The sequence below is a fragment of the Soehngenia sp. genome, assembly GCF_055108775.1.
The window spans coordinates 1-16,874 of the sequence record NZ_JBSQIL010000040.1; the positions used below are offsets into that span (position 1 = coordinate 1).

Annotated in this window: 20 protein-coding genes; 18 read left to right on the plus strand and 2 right to left on the minus strand. The window is 29.9% G+C overall.

The window, feature by feature from the left end; all coding sequences use genetic code 11:
• On the minus strand, positions 1-423 hold a 423-nt coding region (locus tag ACTB1H_RS06190), incomplete at its 3' end, for a lactate utilization protein (protein ID WP_463261966.1).
• 172 nt (positions 424-595) lie between these two features.
• Between ACTB1H_RS06190 and ACTB1H_RS06195 the strand changes: the two genes are divergently transcribed.
• The 13 genes from ACTB1H_RS06195 (at position 596) to ACTB1H_RS06255 (ending at position 9,840) form a co-directional block, all read left to right on the plus strand.
• On the plus strand, positions 596-2,443 hold the full coding sequence (locus ACTB1H_RS06195) for a TIGR03960 family B12-binding radical SAM protein (RefSeq protein ID WP_463261967.1): 1,848 nt from the start codon (positions 596-598) through the stop codon (positions 2,441-2,443).
• Positions 2,440-3,108: a TIGR03936 family radical SAM-associated protein gene (locus tag ACTB1H_RS06200; RefSeq protein ID WP_463261968.1), complete on the plus strand. Its 669-nt coding sequence runs from the start codon at positions 2,440-2,442 to the stop codon at positions 3,106-3,108. The genes ACTB1H_RS06195 and ACTB1H_RS06200 overlap by 4 nt, the downstream gene beginning before the upstream one ends.
• 16 nt (positions 3,109-3,124) lie before the next feature.
• Complete coding sequence (locus tag ACTB1H_RS06205; protein WP_463261969.1) at positions 3,125-4,288, plus strand: ribonuclease E/G; 1,164 nt, start codon at positions 3,125-3,127, stop codon at positions 4,286-4,288.
• Positions 4,289-4,436: 148 nt separating this feature from the next.
• Positions 4,437-4,748 (plus strand): 50S ribosomal protein L21, encoded by a 312-nt coding sequence (rplU, locus tag ACTB1H_RS06210; protein WP_463261970.1) that lies wholly within the window; start codon positions 4,437-4,439, stop codon positions 4,746-4,748.
• A 1-nt stretch (position 4,749) separates the two neighbouring features.
• A complete protein-coding gene (locus ACTB1H_RS06215) occupies positions 4,750-5,097 on the plus strand; it encodes a ribosomal-processing cysteine protease Prp (protein ID WP_463261971.1) in 348 nt (115 codons plus the stop codon).
• Entirely contained in the window at positions 5,098-5,388 is a 291-nt protein-coding gene (gene rpmA, locus ACTB1H_RS06220) for a 50S ribosomal protein L27 (RefSeq protein ID WP_463261972.1), read from the plus strand.
• A 66-nt stretch (positions 5,389-5,454) separates the two neighbouring features.
• Positions 5,455-6,726 (plus strand): GTPase ObgE, encoded by a 1,272-nt coding sequence (gene obgE, locus ACTB1H_RS06225; protein ID WP_463261973.1) that lies wholly within the window; start codon positions 5,455-5,457, stop codon positions 6,724-6,726.
• An 11-nt stretch (positions 6,727-6,737) separates the two neighbouring features.
• Positions 6,738-7,028 carry a ribosome assembly RNA-binding protein YhbY gene (yhbY, locus tag ACTB1H_RS06230; RefSeq protein ID WP_463261974.1) on the plus strand — a complete coding sequence of 97 codons (291 nt, stop codon included), beginning with the start codon at positions 6,738-6,740 and terminating at the stop codon, positions 7,026-7,028.
• Positions 7,029-7,045: 17 nt separating this feature from the next.
• Positions 7,046-7,645, plus strand: coding sequence for a nicotinate-nucleotide adenylyltransferase (gene nadD / locus ACTB1H_RS06235; protein ID WP_463261975.1), 600 nt, complete (start codon positions 7,046-7,048; stop codon positions 7,643-7,645).
• Between the two features lies 1 nt (position 7,646).
• A complete protein-coding gene (yqeK, locus tag ACTB1H_RS06240; RefSeq protein WP_463261976.1) occupies positions 7,647-8,216 on the plus strand; it encodes a bis(5'-nucleosyl)-tetraphosphatase (symmetrical) YqeK in 570 nt (189 codons plus the stop codon).
• Positions 8,213-9,070, plus strand: a complete 858-nt coding sequence (locus ACTB1H_RS06245; protein WP_463261977.1) for an LCP family protein — start codon at positions 8,213-8,215, stop codon at positions 9,068-9,070. Before yqeK ends, ACTB1H_RS06245 begins: the two co-directional genes overlap by 4 nt.
• Positions 9,071-9,104: 34 nt before the next feature.
• On the plus strand, positions 9,105-9,449 hold the full coding sequence (gene rsfS / locus ACTB1H_RS06250) for a ribosome silencing factor (RefSeq protein WP_463261984.1): 345 nt from the start codon (positions 9,105-9,107) through the stop codon (positions 9,447-9,449).
• A 19-nt stretch (positions 9,450-9,468) separates the two neighbouring features.
• Positions 9,469-9,840, plus strand: a complete 372-nt coding sequence (locus ACTB1H_RS06255; protein ID WP_463261985.1) for a RidA family protein — start codon at positions 9,469-9,471, stop codon at positions 9,838-9,840.
• A 25-nt stretch (positions 9,841-9,865) separates the two neighbouring features.
• On the opposite strand, the gene ACTB1H_RS06260 is transcribed toward ACTB1H_RS06255, so the two are convergent.
• The gene (locus ACTB1H_RS06260) at positions 9,866-11,227 is read right to left on the minus strand and encodes a D-alanyl-D-alanine carboxypeptidase family protein (protein WP_463261978.1); all 1,362 of its coding nucleotides are present in this window, start codon (positions 11,225-11,227) and stop codon (positions 9,866-9,868) included.
• Between the two features lie 154 nt (positions 11,228-11,381).
• Here ACTB1H_RS06260 and ACTB1H_RS06265 point away from each other — a divergent pair, with 154 nt between their 5' ends.
• The 5 genes from ACTB1H_RS06265 to ACTB1H_RS06285 form a co-directional block, all read left to right on the plus strand.
• Positions 11,382-12,011: a helix-hairpin-helix domain-containing protein gene (locus ACTB1H_RS06265; protein ID WP_463261979.1), complete on the plus strand. Its 630-nt coding sequence runs from the start codon at positions 11,382-11,384 to the stop codon at positions 12,009-12,011.
• Between the two features lie 11 nt (positions 12,012-12,022).
• The gene (gene selD / locus ACTB1H_RS06270) at positions 12,023-13,057 is read left to right on the plus strand and encodes a selenide, water dikinase SelD (protein WP_463261980.1); all 1,035 of its coding nucleotides are present in this window, start codon (positions 12,023-12,025) and stop codon (positions 13,055-13,057) included.
• Between the two features lie 16 nt (positions 13,058-13,073).
• Positions 13,074-14,480 carry an L-seryl-tRNA(Sec) selenium transferase gene (gene selA / locus ACTB1H_RS06275; protein ID WP_463261981.1) on the plus strand — a complete coding sequence of 469 codons (1,407 nt, stop codon included), beginning with the start codon at positions 13,074-13,076 and terminating at the stop codon, positions 14,478-14,480.
• 17 nt (positions 14,481-14,497) lie between these two features.
• Positions 14,498-16,411 carry a selenocysteine-specific translation elongation factor gene (selB, locus tag ACTB1H_RS06280; protein WP_463261982.1) on the plus strand — a complete coding sequence of 638 codons (1,914 nt, stop codon included), beginning with the start codon at positions 14,498-14,500 and terminating at the stop codon, positions 16,409-16,411.
• 13 nt (positions 16,412-16,424) lie between these two features.
• Positions 16,425-16,874 (plus strand): response regulator transcription factor (locus ACTB1H_RS06285; protein ID WP_463261983.1); only part of this gene is annotated, 450 nt, incomplete at its 3' end.

Sequence of the window (16,874 nt, forward strand, 5' to 3'; positions counted from 1 at the left end):
AACGATTTTATTCATTCCAACAATTATTATAACCTTTTTTGGTCCGAAAGACATAGCAGCAACTCTATTACCATTGCCGTCTATATTAACCAGCTCACCGTCTATCGTTAGAGCATTAGAGCTAGTAATATAAGTATCAGCAAAAAATGATTTCCTCATTATTTCCCATCGTTCCTCTGGATTTGATGCAGTATCTCTGTCGATAACTTCGTATTCACCATCTTTTACAGCATCAAGTAATCCTACTTCTTGAATAGTCGTACTTCCACCCCAGGATACTGTAGAACCTTTTTCGATTAATTCTAAAGCTTTTTGTAAAGCTTCATTTTTGCTTTCACAATAAAAACCATTTATTTTTCTTTTTTTAAAATTTTTAATAATTGATTCAGCTTTTAGCTTGTAAGCTTCTTTCTTATAACTCATTATTATCCTCCTAAAATATAGCATTACTTTAAAATATATGATATCATAATAAAACATTAATATAAAGAGAAATAGGAGTTGTTTATGATAAAAATAGGACCACATATATCAATAAGCAAAGGCTATAAAAAAGAAATTAAAATAATTAGAAATATGGAAAAGGAAGTATAAAATGAATAATGACAAAATGATAGAAAAAATATTAAGAAAAGTCGAGAAGCCAGCCAGATATACAGGCGGAGAGCTTAACAGCTACAATAAAGATATTAATAGTACAGATTTAAGATTCTTGTTTGCCTTTCCTGATGTGTATGAGGTTGGAATGTCACATTTGGGATTGCATATTTTATATAATTTGATTAATGATGAAGATGATTACGTATGCGAAAGGACATTTGCACCATGGTTTGATATGGAAGCTCATATGAGAGAAAACAATATAGAATTGTTTTCTTTAGAGAGCAAAGAGGAGGTAAAAAATTTTGATATATTGGGATTTACATTGCAATATGAATTGAGCTATACAAACATTCTAAACATGCTTGATTTAGCTAGTATACCAATATATTCTAAAGACAGAGATGAAAGATATCCTATTGTAATAGCTGGAGGTCCATGTGCTTTTAATCCAGAACCATTATCAGATTTTATCGATTTGTTTTTAATAGGTGAAGGAGAAGAAGCAACTCTAGAAATATTGGAATTATACAAAAAACACAAAGAGTCTGGATTTAAAAAAGAAAAATTCTTGTATGAAGCTGCTAAATCGATAGAAGGTGTTTATGTTCCTTCATTTTATGAAGTTGATTATAATCAAGACAATACCATATCTTTCAGGAAAACTTTAGTTCCCGGAATTCCAGAAACAATTAAAAAAAGAAGAGTTAAAAATTTAGACAAGATGTATAGTCCTAGTAAAATGCTTGTTCCTTATATTGAAACAGTTCATGACAGAATAGCCTTAGAAATTTTTAGGGGTTGTACTCACGGTTGTAGATTTTGCCAAGCTGGATTTATATATAGACCTATAAGGGAGAAATCAGTTGAAAACTTAATTACACAAGCAAAAAAATTAGTTGAATCTACTGGATATGATACCATTTCATTATCCTCCTTGAGTTCTTGTGATTATAGTCAGCTAGATTTACTGATCCATAGACTTCTAGATAATTTAGAGAATAAGTATGTAGGAGTTTCTTTACCTTCTCTTAGGTTAGATTCAATAAGCATAGATATTTTAAAAGAAATAGAGAGAGTTAGAAAAACAAGTTTGACATTTGCTCCAGAGGCAGGCAGTCAAAGGTTAAGAGATGTAATTAACAAAGGGGTAGACGAAATTGATCTTGAAAAAGCTGTAGGTTATGCTTTTAAAGAAGGATATTCTAAAATAAAATTGTATTTTATGATGGGATTGCCAACAGAAACGAATGAAGATTTATTAGGCATTAGAGACTTGTCATATAAAGTAAAAGACATGTTTTTTAACAGACCAAAGGAAGAAAAAATAGGAAATTTCCAATTAACAACAAGCGTTTCGTGTTTTGTACCAAAACCATTTACACCTTTTCAATGGTTTGGACAAAATAGTATAGAAGAATTTTATGAAAAAATTGATTTACTTAAAAAAACTTTCAAAGATCCTAAAATAAAATTCAATTATCATGATCCAAGAGTTAGCTATATTGAAGCTATAATTTCTAGAGGAGACAGGAGAATTTCAAATCTTATTTTTAAAGCTTGGGAGTGTGGTTGCAAATTTGATGGTTGGAGCAGTTCATTTAATTTTGAAAATTGGCAAAATGCAATAGATAATTCTGGAATTGATCCATACTTTTATGCTAATAGAAATAGAGATTTTGAAGAAATATTGCCTTGGGATTTTATTAATGCAGGGCCGACAAAAAAAACTTTGCTTAGAGAATATGCTAAATCTTTAGAAGCTAAGAAGACTCCGGATTGTAGAGAAGTTTGCAATGGATGTGGCATTGATAATTGTGAAATGAGAGGTGTCTTCAATTGAAAATTAGAGCAAAATATACAAAACTTGGATATTTGAAATATTTGTCTCATTTAGATTTAATTAGGCTATTCAATAGAAGCTTAACAAGAACGAATCTTCCAGTTAAATTTTCGGAAGGTTATAATCCACACCCGAAACTATCTCTAGGCAATCCTCTTCCATTGGGAATAGAGAGTATGTGTGAATATTTTGATATTGAATTAATAGAAAATATATCTCCTAATGATTTTATGATTACATTAAATAAAGTATTACCCAAAGATATAAAGATAATTGAAGCTTTTGAAATAGATGAATTTACTCCTTCAATATCTACTTCTATTTGTATAAGTGTATATGATTTAGTAGTAGATACGGTAAACTTGGATGAAGAAGTGGATTATAATTTAGAAATAACTAAATTTTTAAATTTAGAAAATATAGAGATAGAAAAAAAGAAGAAGAAAGGCAGAAACAAGATAACAGCTAAAGTGAATATAAGGCCATTTCTTCATAAATTGTCAGTAGAAAAAATTGAGAAAAATATAGTTAAATTTAATGCAACTGTTATGACTGGAGAAAAAGGTAATATTAAACCAATAGAGCTGTTAAAAGCTATTGATTTTTACACAATGATCAAACTAGATTTAGACAGTTTTGAAGCAATAAAGATTGACTCTTTTTAGATATAAGAGGGATAAAATGAGTGAAATATATATAGAAATATTCTCAGGTGGAAAAACTATTTCTATCGTTGAAGAAGATAGATTAGTTGAATACTATGAAGAAAAAGAAGATAAGCTTTCTAAAGTTGGGAACATATATCGTGCTAGAGTTGAAAGAGTTTTGAAAAATATGAATGCAGCATTTGTTAACATAGGGGAAGGTAAAAATGCGTTTTTAGGATTTGAGGATATACCAAGCTCTTATAAGGAAAATGGATCCATACTTATTAAATCTGGTGATACAATATTAGTTCAAGTTATAAAAGATGAAATAGGTTCAAAAGGACCCAAAGTTACTATGAATTTTTCTTTAGCAGGTAAATACATTGTATTATCTCCTTTTAAAACTGGCATTAGCACTTCAAAGAGATTGCATGATTCCGATAGAAAATATTTAATTGAATTAGGAAAAAATATATTTCCACAGGAAGCTGGGATAATTTTTAGAACTAATGCACTAGGAGCTAAAGAAGAAGATATTTTAAGTGAATATAACGAACTTTTTGATACTTATCAAATGATTTTAAATCAAATAAATTATTTACCTGTACCAAAATTGGTTTATGAATCACCTAAATTTATATATAAAATTTTGAGAGATTACTTTAATTCAGATAAAGATAGAGTGATTATCAATAATGAAGATTTTTACAAAAAAATATTAGAAAGTTTTGGTAAAACATCTAAATTTAGTACAAATATTCAATTAGATATAGATTTTAACAGTAAATATAATCAAATTATTTCGAGAGATTTAAAACAAGCATTACAAAAAAAAGTGAAACTTAGTAGTGGAGGGTATCTATTGATTGAAGAACTTGAAACTTTAACTGCTATAGATGTAAACACAGGCAGTTTAATAACAGGCAAAAATTACCAAGATATTGTATTAAAAACAAATTTAGAAGCAGCAGCAGAGATTGCAATACAGTTAAGGCTTAGAAATATTGGAGGAATAATCATAGTTGATTTTATCGATATGGAATCTGAAAAAGATTTAGATAGACTTAAAAAATTTTTGATTAGTGAGTTTAAGAAAGATAGAAACAATCCTCTATTAGTAGATATTACAAAATTAAATTTATTCGAAGTAGTCAGAGAAAGAGAAGTTCCATCTTTAAAAAACATAATAAAAATTTAAAGGTAAATTTAACAACATATTTACATTTAAAATCCAACTTGACATTTGAATCATTTTTTGCTAAACTGACAAGGTGGTAAGCCGCTCGATGTGGGTTTTAAGCATAGTCACCTGACATTGGCGAGTCTGGGTAAGAGGAGGTGCACAAATGTACGCTATAATTGAAACTGGTGGTAAACAATATAAAGTCCAAGAAGGAGATATTGTTTATGTTGAAAAACTTCATGCAGATGAAGGAGAGACTGTTAACTTTGATAAAGTTTTACTTTTATCAAATGAAAATGGAATAACTGCAGGCAAACCTTATGTAGAAGGTGCTAAAGTTGAAGGTAAAATATTAAATCATGGTAAACAGAAAAAAATTGTTGTCTACAAGTATAAAGCAAAAAAGAATGAAAGAAGAAAGCATGGGCATAGACAACCATTTACTAAAGTGCAAATAGAAAAGATCGTAGGATAATATGATTAATGTAAAGTTGTTTAAAAAAGATGACATTATTTATGGGTATGAAATGTCAGGGCATGCAGACTATAGACCATATGGTCAAGATATAGTATGCGCAGGAGCATCTATATTGGGATATACAACTCTGAATTCAATAATAGAGGTTGCCAATATCAAAGAATCTTCGATATATTATAATATAATTGATGAAGAAGGATTTATGCATGTATTGCTAAAAGATAATATTAGCAATAAACAATTAGAAACTACTCAAATTATCTTTCAGACATATTTAATTGGAATGAAATTATTAAAAGATAGCTATAAAGATTATGTATCCATTGATTTTGAGGAGGTGGATTAAATGATTAAATTGAATTTGCAGTTATTTTCATCAAAAAAAGGTGTAGGTAGTTCAAAAAACGGTAGAGATAGCGAATCCAAAAGACTCGGTGTTAAGAGAGCTGATGGCCAATTTGTATTAGCTGGGAATATACTTGTTAGACAAAGAGGTACCAAAATACATCCTGGGAATAATGTTGGTAAAGGTGGAGACGATACATTATTTGCAACGATTGATGGTATTGTTAGATTTGAGAGAAAAGGCAGGGACAAGAAACAAGTTAGTGTATATCCTCGTGAAGAACTAGCCTAATTTTAAGCTTACCAGATGGTAAGCTTAAATTTTTAATAAAACAAATATTTTATGAGGATGATGTGTATGTTTATAGATGTAGCAAAAATTTATGTAAAAGCAGGTAATGGAGGAAACGGAATAGTTTCTTGGAGAAGAGAAAAATATGAACCTTCTGGAGGCCCATACGGTGGAGATGGAGGAAGAGGAGGTTCTGTAATTTTAGTAGCGGATGAAGGCATAAGAACATTAATGGACTATCGATATAAGAGGTCATATTATGCTCAAAATGGGGAAGATGGAAAAACTAAAAAGCAATTTGGAAAAGATGGTAAGGATACCATATTAAAGGTACCTGTAGGTACTATAGTAAAAGATGAAAAAACAAAAAAAGTAATAGTTGATTTGAAAAAGCCCGGAGATACTTTTGTAATAGCAAAAGGAGGAAGAGGAGGAAGAGGAAATGCAAAGTTTGCAACCTCAACAAGACAAGCCCCTGGATTTGCTGAACCTGGGACTCCAGGTGAAGAAAGAAATATAATTTTGGAACTAAAATTACTTGCAGATGTTGGATTAATTGGCTATCCAAATGTAGGAAAATCTACATTGCTGTCAGTTATTTCAAGAGCAAAACCTAAAATTGCAAATTATCATTTTACAACATTAAAACCAAATTTAGGTGTTGTTAGCCTAGGAGAAGATAAGAGTTTTGTTGTAGCTGATATACCTGGGCTAATAGAAGGTGCTTCAACAGGAATTGGACTTGGACACGACTTTTTAAGACATGTCGAAAGGACTAGAGTTCTAGTACATGTTCTTGATGCGTCAGGAAGTGAAGGAAGAAATCCTATAGATGATTTCTATAAAATAAATGCGGAACTATTCGAATACAATGAAAAATTAAGAGAAAAAGTTCAAATAATTGCAGCTAATAAAACTGATTTACCATCTTCAAATGAATGGGTAGAAAAGATAAAATCTGAGTTTGAAAATCAAGGGATTAAAGTTTTTGAGATTTCAGCAGCCACAAACAAAGGAATAGATAAGTTGTTATATGCTATTTGGGATACTCTTGCTGAAATACCAGTAAATTATGATACTTTTGATGAAGAATTTATTGAAGAAGAATTATTTGAAGATGATAAAATTTTAGTTTATAAAGAGAATAACAAATTCATAGTAGAAGGCAAAAACATTGAAAGGTTGATGCAATCTACTTATATGGATGATTATGATTCTCTTAGGTATTTTCAAGATACTTTGAGAAAAAAAGGTATAGTTGATAAACTTGTTGAATTAGGTATAAAAGAAGGAGATTCAGTATTCATTTGTGGCTATGAATTTGAATTTTTTAATTAGGGGTTGATATCATGATAACAGGAAAGCAAAGAAGTTATTTAAAAAAGATTGCAAATAATACCGAATCTATTTTCCAAATTGGGAAAAATGGAATAACTGAAAATTTCATTAAACAAGTAGATGAAGCATTGAATGCTAGAGAAATTGTAAAAATAAATATTCTAAAGAATTCCGAATTAGACAATCAAGAAATTATTGAGATTTTGACTGAAAGACTAAAAGCTGAGTTTGTACAAAGCATTGGGAGAAAAATAACAATATACCGAGAGTCAAAGGACAAAATTATCAAATTACCAAATTAAAATTGGAGATGAGATAAATGCCTATTGGTATTATGGGAGGGACATTTAATCCGATTCACATAGGGCATTTGATAATTTCTGAATTTGTAAGATGTGAGTTTGAACTGGACTATATTTTATTTGTTCCAAATGGGAATCCTCCACATAAAAAAAAATCAAATCTAATTGATGCAAATTTAAGATTATCATTAATAGAAAAAGCAATTAGAGATAACAACTATTTTAAATCTAGTGATATAGAGTTAAGTTTAAATAAAATTAATTATACTGTAGATACTTTAAAAGCTTTAAAATCAATGTATAGTAAAGAAAAATTCTATTTTTTGATAGGAATGGATACTTTGTTTGAGTTAGATTCTTGGAAAGATTTTAACACAGTAGCTAAGCTAACTGACTTTATAGTCTATCAAAGGCAAGGTTATGAAAAGAAAAAAATTGATTTAAAAATTAAAGAATTAGAAGAATTATACGGAACTAGAGTTTTTATAAGTAATGGACCTTATATAGATATATCATCAACCTTTATTCGAGAAAGGGCTAATAAAGGGCTGACTCTTAGATATCTAGTTCCGGATAGCATTTTAGAAGATGTTTTAAAGATTTATGGGGGAACCTAATATGAATTATGACGAAATTATAAGAAATGTGCTGAATGAAAATAGATATAAGCATACATTAGGAGTTGTAAAGGTAGCGACTGAGTTGGCGGATAGATTTGGTGCTGATAAAGAAAAAGCCACTATAGCAGCTTATCTTCATGATTATGCAAAGCCACTAAACTATAATGAAGCTTTGAAAGTAATTGAAAAATACGATATAATATTAGATGAAGAGACTTTAGAAAACCCTGAATTGTTACATGCGCCAGTAGGAATGGCAATAGCTAAATATGAACTAGGAATAAATGATGAAGAGATATTAGAAGCTATAAGATATCATACAACAGGAAAAGAAAATATGTCACTATTAACTAAGATAATTTATCTTGCTGATTTAATAGAGCCTAGTAGAGAATTTGATGGAGTTGAAAAAATCAGGAAGATTGCTTATAAGGATTTGGACTTGGCTTTAAAAATTTCTTTTGATAATACAATTATATACCTAATCAAAAAAAATATGATTATTCATTCAGACACAATTAAATCAAGGAATTATATCATAAGAAATCTCACTAGGGGGAAAAAATGAAATCTTTTATAAAAATTTTCTTAAAGTGGCTAATAATATTTATCGTATTGTTTTTTTTCTTGAATTTTATGATAGGGGCATCATACGATGATTCTAACCTGACTTTTTTATTTATGGGAGTAGATGCCAGCAATGTAAAGGAAGCTAAAGGTGTAAGATCAGATACAATCATGTTAATAAACGTTGATAAGAATAAAGATCTAATCTCTATAATATCAATACCTAGAGATACTAGAACTCCTATAGAAGGTAGAAAATACGAAGAAAAGATAAACCATGCATACGCTTATGGTGGGCCGACTTTAACTACTAAGACTGTTTCAAATCTTTTAGGTATAAATATAGATTATTATGCTGTTGTAGATTATGATTTAGTATCTCAATTCATTGATTTAATAGGAGGAGTTGAGATATATGTACCAATTGATATGAAATATCAGGACCCTGTAGCCAATCCTCCATTATATATAGATTTACAGGAAGGACTTCAGGTGTTAGATGGAGATAAAGCCCTTCAATATTTGAGATTCAGAAAGGGATATGCAAATGCAGATTTGGGGAGAATAGATGCCCAACAAGAGTTTTTAAAAGTACTGATAAATGAGACATTAAGTTTAAAGAACATACCTAAAATCCCTAGCATGATAAAATTATATAAAACTAATGTTGATACAAATATTCCTGTTTCAATGGCATTGAGGTATGGACTTTCCACGATGATACCTGGACCTTTGGAAATTGAGTCTCATGTACTGCCAGGGTCACCTAAGATGATAAATGGGATATCATACTATATTCATGACAAACAAGAAACGCAAAGATTGATACAACAAGTTATTTATAGTGATAAGTAAAATTCAAAGAGATAGGAGGGAATGCTTGTATACAATGGATTTAATGAATGAAAAACTAGAGATTATAAAAGAAGCAATTGAAGAGAAAAAGGGATTTGACATAGAAGTACTTGATATAAGAAAAAAAAGTACAATTGCTGATTATTTTGTAATAGCAAGCGGAAACTCATCCACTCAAGTATTATCAATAGTTGATGAAATAGAAGACAAAATGACTGTTAATGGTTACGAAACTGTTGCAGGTAAAGAAGGATATTCTTCAGCTAAATGGATAATATTAGATTATGATGACGTAGTAGTTCATATTTTTAAAAAAGAAGATCGCGAGTATTATAACCTCGAGAGATTATGGAAAGAGTATGAAAATATAACTAAATAGGGGGTAGAAAGAAGTGGCTATAGAATATATTTCTACAGAAAAGGCACCGAAAGCAATTGGACCATATTCACAAGGAATTATTAGTAGTGGATTAATATTTACTTCCGGACAATTACCTATTGATCCATCAACTGGAGAACTAATTACAGATATTAAATTAGCAACAAGGACTTGTCTAGAAAATGTAAAGGCAATACTTGAAGAAGCTGGGTCTAAATTGGATAATGTAATCAAAGTAACAGTTTTCGTAAAAGACATTAATGATTTTTCAATAATTAATGAAGTTTATGGTGAATATTTTACAAATCATAAGCCAGCAAGAAGCCTTGTTCAAGTATCTGAATTACCAAAAGGTGGTTTGATTGAAATAGAAGCGATTGCAACAAAATAAAAAAAGGACCTAAATGGCCCTTTTTTTATTTTGAAATATAATTTATTTCTGGGATAGCATTTCTCTTTCTTCTTCTTTTTTTTCTTATTTTATATTTTTTATATATTCTTTGTAAGATTAAAAAAACTATAATAAACCAGTACCAGTTATTGATAATACCACTAAGGAATCCAGAAGAAGTATCTGCACTTATATCTGTTGATGCTACAATATTAGCTTTACCAAGGTATTCTCCATTTATTAAATAATGAACTTCACCTAATATTTGACCAACAGATATAGGAGCATGTAAGTCTTCATTTAAAACGATTTTTCTTTCAATATTTTCAACATTGTATTTTGACAATGGAAATGCAATGTTTGAGTCTATAATACCAGCTACATAAGGAATATTTCCTCCTTCAATCGGGATATTATCAATGAATTGATCCTTATAACCAATTACTATATTGTCAAAATTATCAAAACCAAAATTTAACAATTCTATTGTATTCTTATAAACTTCATTTCCATTAGCTTTGAGGACTACAGCCAATAATTTTTGACCTTCTTTTTCAGCATAAGAGACTAAACAGTTTTTAGCTTTGCTTGTATATCCAGTTTTAACGCCTAATGCATATTGGTATTTAATCGGAACTGGTTGACCGTTAATTTCTACTTTCTCAGTACTAAATAGTAATTTATTAGTTGTTTTAAGATAGCGTGCCTCATTTTTTATATTTGTTGGAGGAATCTCATATGTAACCTTAGTTATTATATTTCTAAATTCATCAAATTGCATTGCATATTGACCAATAAGAGCTAGGTCATGAGCAGTGGAAACATGCTCATCTTCGTGCAAGCCATTTGGATTTACGAAATTTGTGTCAACAGCACCAAGTTCTTTTGCTTTATCGTTCATCATTTTTACAAAAGCATCAACACTACCACCAATATGTTTAGCTATTGCTAAAGCACAATCATTAGCAGATGCTATAAGCATACCATTTAATAGTTGTTCTAGGGTTAAGACCTCTCCGACCTCAAGTGCAATATGGCTTCCATATGTTAAGTCAACTACCTCTTGATCAATTATTACATAATCACTTAAGTTTCCGTGTTCTAAAGCAAGAATAGCTGTCATCATTTTAGTAGTACTAGCAGGATACAATTTCTTATTTATATTTTTTTGATATAATATTTGCCCAGTATCATAATCTATTAATATAGCAGCTTCTGCTCCTATATTAAGAGAATTATATGTCTCGTAATTCATCGAATTGCTGGCCAAAACAGATGAACTTAGACTATAAGGGTCATCTCGCAACGAAGTTGCAAACGCTTCAGAGAAACTTGTTAGAAGCATTGTAATTGTTAAAATAGCACTAATAATGTTAATTTTTTTCAAAATATCACCACCAAAATTATGTTATTTTTATTATATCAAAAAAACCAACTAAAATACATTTGTTTATAGAAATATATTAATCATTTAATTATATCCTTATAAATAGTATAATAAATATAATAGTTTAGTAGATTAATTATTAGGGGGAATTTGTGTGGGTTATTTCAGTAAGAGAGAAAAAATATTAATCACGATAATTGCAATGTTAATAATTATTATTTTTGTATTTAGAAATCCCTCTGATGATTTAAATGTTGCTAAAGAAAACAATTTGGTAATAATAAATGATGAATCAAAAACAGTTGAAGAAGAAAAAAATAATGAAGAAATACCTTCTGAAATTATAGTTCATATAAGTGGCCAAGTTTATCAACCGGGAATATATAGACTATTTTCAGGAGATAGGGTAATAGATGTAGTTAATTTAGCAGGAGGGCTAACAAAAGATGCTGATTTAGATAAAATTAATTTAGCAAGAAAAATAAGTGATGAAGATAAAATATACATACCTAAAATTGGTGAAGATGTAAATGTAAATTCAAATAACAGCCCCCCTGAATTTATAGAAAGTAAAGATGATAAGACTTCAACTAGCAAAATTAACATTAATACATGTTCAAAAGAGGAGCTGGTTAGTTTACCAGGAATAGGGGATGTATTAGCTGATAGAATAATTGAATATAGGAATAAAACAAAGTTTAATGAAATAGAAGACATAAAAAAAGTTGCAGGGATAGGAGATGCGAAATTTAATAGCATAAAAGATTTAATAACTACGAAATAAGAGGTGAGACAATGGATAAAAGACTTACTCAATTAACAAAGAGTTCTGGGTGAGCTGCTAAAATCGGTCCCGATATACTTGCTCAAGTTTTGAGCAAATTACCCAAAATGCATGATGAAAGATTATTAGTGGGAATAGATACATCTGATGATGCAGCAGTTTACAAAATTAATGACGAATTAGCGATTATTCAAACTTTAGATTTTTTTACTCCCGTAGTAGATGATCCATATACATACGGACAGATTGCTGCTACAAATTCTTTAAGTGATGTGTATGCGATGGGTGGAGAACCTACTTTGGCCATGAATATCGTTTGTTTTCCCGATTGTTTGGATCCAGAAATTCTTTCTGAAATTTTAAAGGGAGGATATGATAAAGTAAAAGAGGCAGGGGCAATCCTAGTAGGAGGGCATAGTGTTGCTGATGATGAACCTAAATATGGATTGTCTGTTACAGGATTTGTTCATCCCAATAAAGTAAAATCTAATAGTAATGCTAAAATAGGTGATTATTTAGTTCTAACAAAGCCATTAGGCGTTGGAATAATAAATACTGCGATAAAAGGTGATATAGCAAGCAAAAGTGCATATAATAGATGTGTTGAAGTTATGACAAAATTGAATAAATATGCTAAAGAGGCTTGTGATAATTTAAAAGAAATTCATAGTATAACAGACATAACAGGATTTGGTCTGTTAGGTCATGCTTTAGAAATGGCAGAAGCTAGCGATGTAAGCCTTCTTTTATTTAGTGACAAAATTCACTATATAGAAGAAGCTAAAGATTATGCATCTATGGGGATCATCCCTGCAGGTGCTTACAAGAATAAAACTCATATTGGAAATAAAGTAGTGTTTAATGAACATGTAGCTCAATATTTAAAAGATATCATGTTTGATCCACAAACATCTGGAGGATTATTAATATCTGTAGGAGAGGATGATTTAAACAAATTAGAGATTGGTTTAAAGGAAAGGAATGTGGAGTATAGCATAATAGGGAAAGTAGTAAACAAAGAAGAATTTAGAATTTATGTTAGCTAGTAAGGAGAGTGCTTCGGTGGTTGAAAAAAAATATTACAAACTAATTCCAAAGGTGGATGAAATATTAAATGATGAAAATATTCAAGAGTTGTTAAAATTTATGCCTAGGAAAATAGTTATAGATGCCATAAATGAAGAACTTAATAAAATCAGAACAATCATAAAAATGGGTGAAGATGAAGCAAAGATAAATTCATATCTAAATAATGTTATTTATAACATAATAGAAAATTGTAAAATTAAGAATAATTTTAATTTGAAGAGAGTTATAAATGCTACTGGGATAATAATTCACACAAACTTAGGACGATCTTTATTGAATCCAGAAGTAATTGATAACTTGAAAGAAGTCAGCATTAATTATTCTAATTTAGAGTTTGATATAGAAAAAGGAACAAGGGGCTCTAGATATTCACATCTTGAACGAATCATATCTCAAATAACTGGTAGTGAGGCCTCTTTAGTAGTAAACAATAATGCTGCTGCAGTATTATTGGTTTTAAGTACATTAGCCAAAAATAAAAAAGTAATTATTTCACGAGGAGAACTTATTGAAATTGGGGGTTCATTTAGAATACCTGAGGTAATGGAGCAAAGTGGAGCTGTTTTAAAAGAGGTAGGGACCACAAATAAGACTCATTTTGAAGATTATTTGAATGCGATTGATGAGGATACATCATGTATTATGAAAGTGCACACATCAAATTATAAAATACTTGGGTTTACTAGTGATGTACCAATATCTGAACTAAATAAATTAAAAACTGATAAAATTTATTTGATAGAAGATCTGGGCAGTGGAGTATTAATAGATCTCTCAAAATACGGGATATGTTATGAACCTACCGTTGCTGAAAGTATAAAAAATGGAGCAGATATAGTGACTTTTAGCGGAGATAAACTTTTAGGCGGACCTCAAGCTGGAATAATAGTAGGTAAAAAAGAGCTAATAGATAGAATGAAAAGAAATCCTTTAACAAGGGCACTTAGAGTTGATAAATTTACAATATCTGCATTAGAGAGTACTTTTAGATATTATTTGGATGATGAGATAGCAATAGAAAAAATACCTACTTTAAAGATGATGATGAAAAGTTTAGAAGAAATAGAAACTCAAGTAAAGAGAGTATTTAAAAAACTTCAAGCAATTATTAATTCGGAAAATATAATTTTTGGTATTGCCGATGATTTTTCGGAAATAGGGGGAGGTTCATTGCCTCTTGAAAGACTTAGAACTAAATGTTTAACTATAGAAGTTAAAGGAATTAGCATAGTTGAATTTGAAGATAAACTTAGAAACTATGAAACACCAATCATAACTAGAATATCAAAAGATAAAATTATACTTGACTTCAGAACAATAAGAGAGGACGAAGAGGATATTTTATTAAAAGCAATTTTATACTCATGTGAGATTATTTAAGGGGAGTAAGATAAGAAATGAATCATATTATCATTGGAACAGCTGGGCATATAGATCATGGGAAAACTACTTTAATAAAAGCTCTAACTGGTAGAGAAACAGACAGATTAAAAGAAGAGAAAGAAAGGGGTATTTCTATAGAGTTAGGGTTTACTTATTTTGATTTGCCTAGTGGCCAGAGAGCTGGCATTATAGATGTTCCAGGTCATGAGAAATTTATCAGGAATATGCTGGCAGGTGTAGTAGGAATAGATTTAATACTTTTTGTAGTAGCGGCAGATGAGGGAGTTATGCCTCAAACTTTAGAACACTTAGCCATTTTAGATTTAATAGGAGTTAAAAAAGGATTTATTGTTATCACTAAAGCTGATTTAGTAGATGAAGAATGGCTGGAACTTGTGAAAGAGGAGATAAAAGAAAGTGTCCAAGGAACATTTTTAGAAAATTCTAAAATGATACCTGTTTCTAGTACAAAAAAAATAGGGATTGATGAAGTAATTGAAGAAATAGATAAACTATCTAATTCTATAGAACAAAAGGATATAAATGATTTACCTAGGCTTCCTATAGACAGAGTATTTACTATTCAGGGCTTTGGAACTGTTGTAACAGGAACTCTTTTAAGTGGTAGACTAAAGGTGGGGGATGAGGTTGAAATATTTCCAAAATCAATTACTTCCAGAATTCGGAACTTACAGGTTCATGACATTGATGTTAAAGAAGCTTATGCAGGGCAAAGAGTAGCCGTCAATCTCTCTAATGTAAAGAAGAACGAGATAAGCAGAGGAGATTGTTTAGCTCTAACTGGGACTATGAAGGAAACAATGATGCTAGATGTAAAAGTTAAATTAATCAAAAACCTTGATAGACATATAGAAAATAGAACTCGATTAAAGCTATACCTTGGAACAGATGAAATAATGTGCAGGATGATATTATTAGATAGAGACTTTCTAGAACCTGGAGAAGAAGCATTTGCTCAACTTAGACTAGAAGAAAAAACAGTGGCAAAAGCAAAAGATAGATTTATTTTGCGTTTTTTTTCACCAATGTTCACAATTGGAGGCGGCGAAGTATTAGTTGCGAATCCAAAGAAAAGGAAAAGATATGATGAAAATATATTAGAAGAACTTTCCGTAAAAGATGAGGGAAGCATTTCAGATCATATAGAAAGCTTACTAAAAGCTGAGAAGGACATTTTTTACAATATCAAGGAGATTTCTACTGAATTATCATTATTAGAAGATAAATGCTTAGAGGAAGTAAAAAAATTAGAAATTGCTAGAAAAGCTACTGTGTTTGAATTAAACAGAGAAATTTATCCAATCCATGAAACAAAGCTAAATGAATTGACAAAAACTATAACAAAAGAATTGTTAGAATTTCATAATAAATACCCATTAAGGTATGGAATCCCAAAAGAAGAGATTCGAGCAAAATATCTCGGGAAGAATAAACAAAAGTTAGGAGATATGATCATTGATTATTTAATAAGCCAAAAGGAAATCAAACAATATAAAGATTTGCTATCCCTTCCTGACTTTACTCCTAGTTTGTCAGATGAAGAAAAAGAATTAAAAGAGAAGATCATTAGATTTTTAGAAACGAAGGAATACAATTTAACTAAAATAGAAGAAGTATTCGAAAACAACAAAAGTATAAATAAGAATAAGCTTGAAGATTTAATATTTTTTATGATTAATACTGCTGATATAATTAAGATAGCAGATAGTTATCTAATAAGTTCAAATAAGTATAATGATGCTAGATCGATTCTTAAGACATATTTGCTAGAAAACGAATATATAACTGCTTCAACATATAGAGATTTGTTAAATACAAATCGGAAAGTTGCTATATCATTACTTGAACATTTTGATCAAATTAAGTTTACCAGAAGAGATGGAGATAAAAGATATCTAATAGGATGATTGAGGTGAGTCCATGGGAGAGAAAATATTATTATTAGATCCTGACAAAAATTTTACTAAAACTTTAAAGTATAGCTTTGAACAAGATAGCTTTCAAATAGATGTATTGCCAGATTGCGAAAATATTATTGATCTAATTGAAAAGAAACATTACGATATATTAGTAACAGAGCTTCAGCTATTAAAATCAAGTGGTTTATCTATATGCCAAAGTGTTAGAAGTTTTTCAAACATACCTATTATATTCATTTCAATGGTAAATGATGATATAAAAAAGATACTTGCGTTTGAGTATGGAGCAGATGATTATCTAGTAAAACCTTTTAACATATTAGAACTAAAAGCTCGAATTAAGGCAATACTTAGAAGGACATCTAATCTAAATTACGATAGGAATAACGAAACTATTGAGATTTCAGATATTAAAATATATACAATTGGCAGAAAAATAACAAAAGCTGGG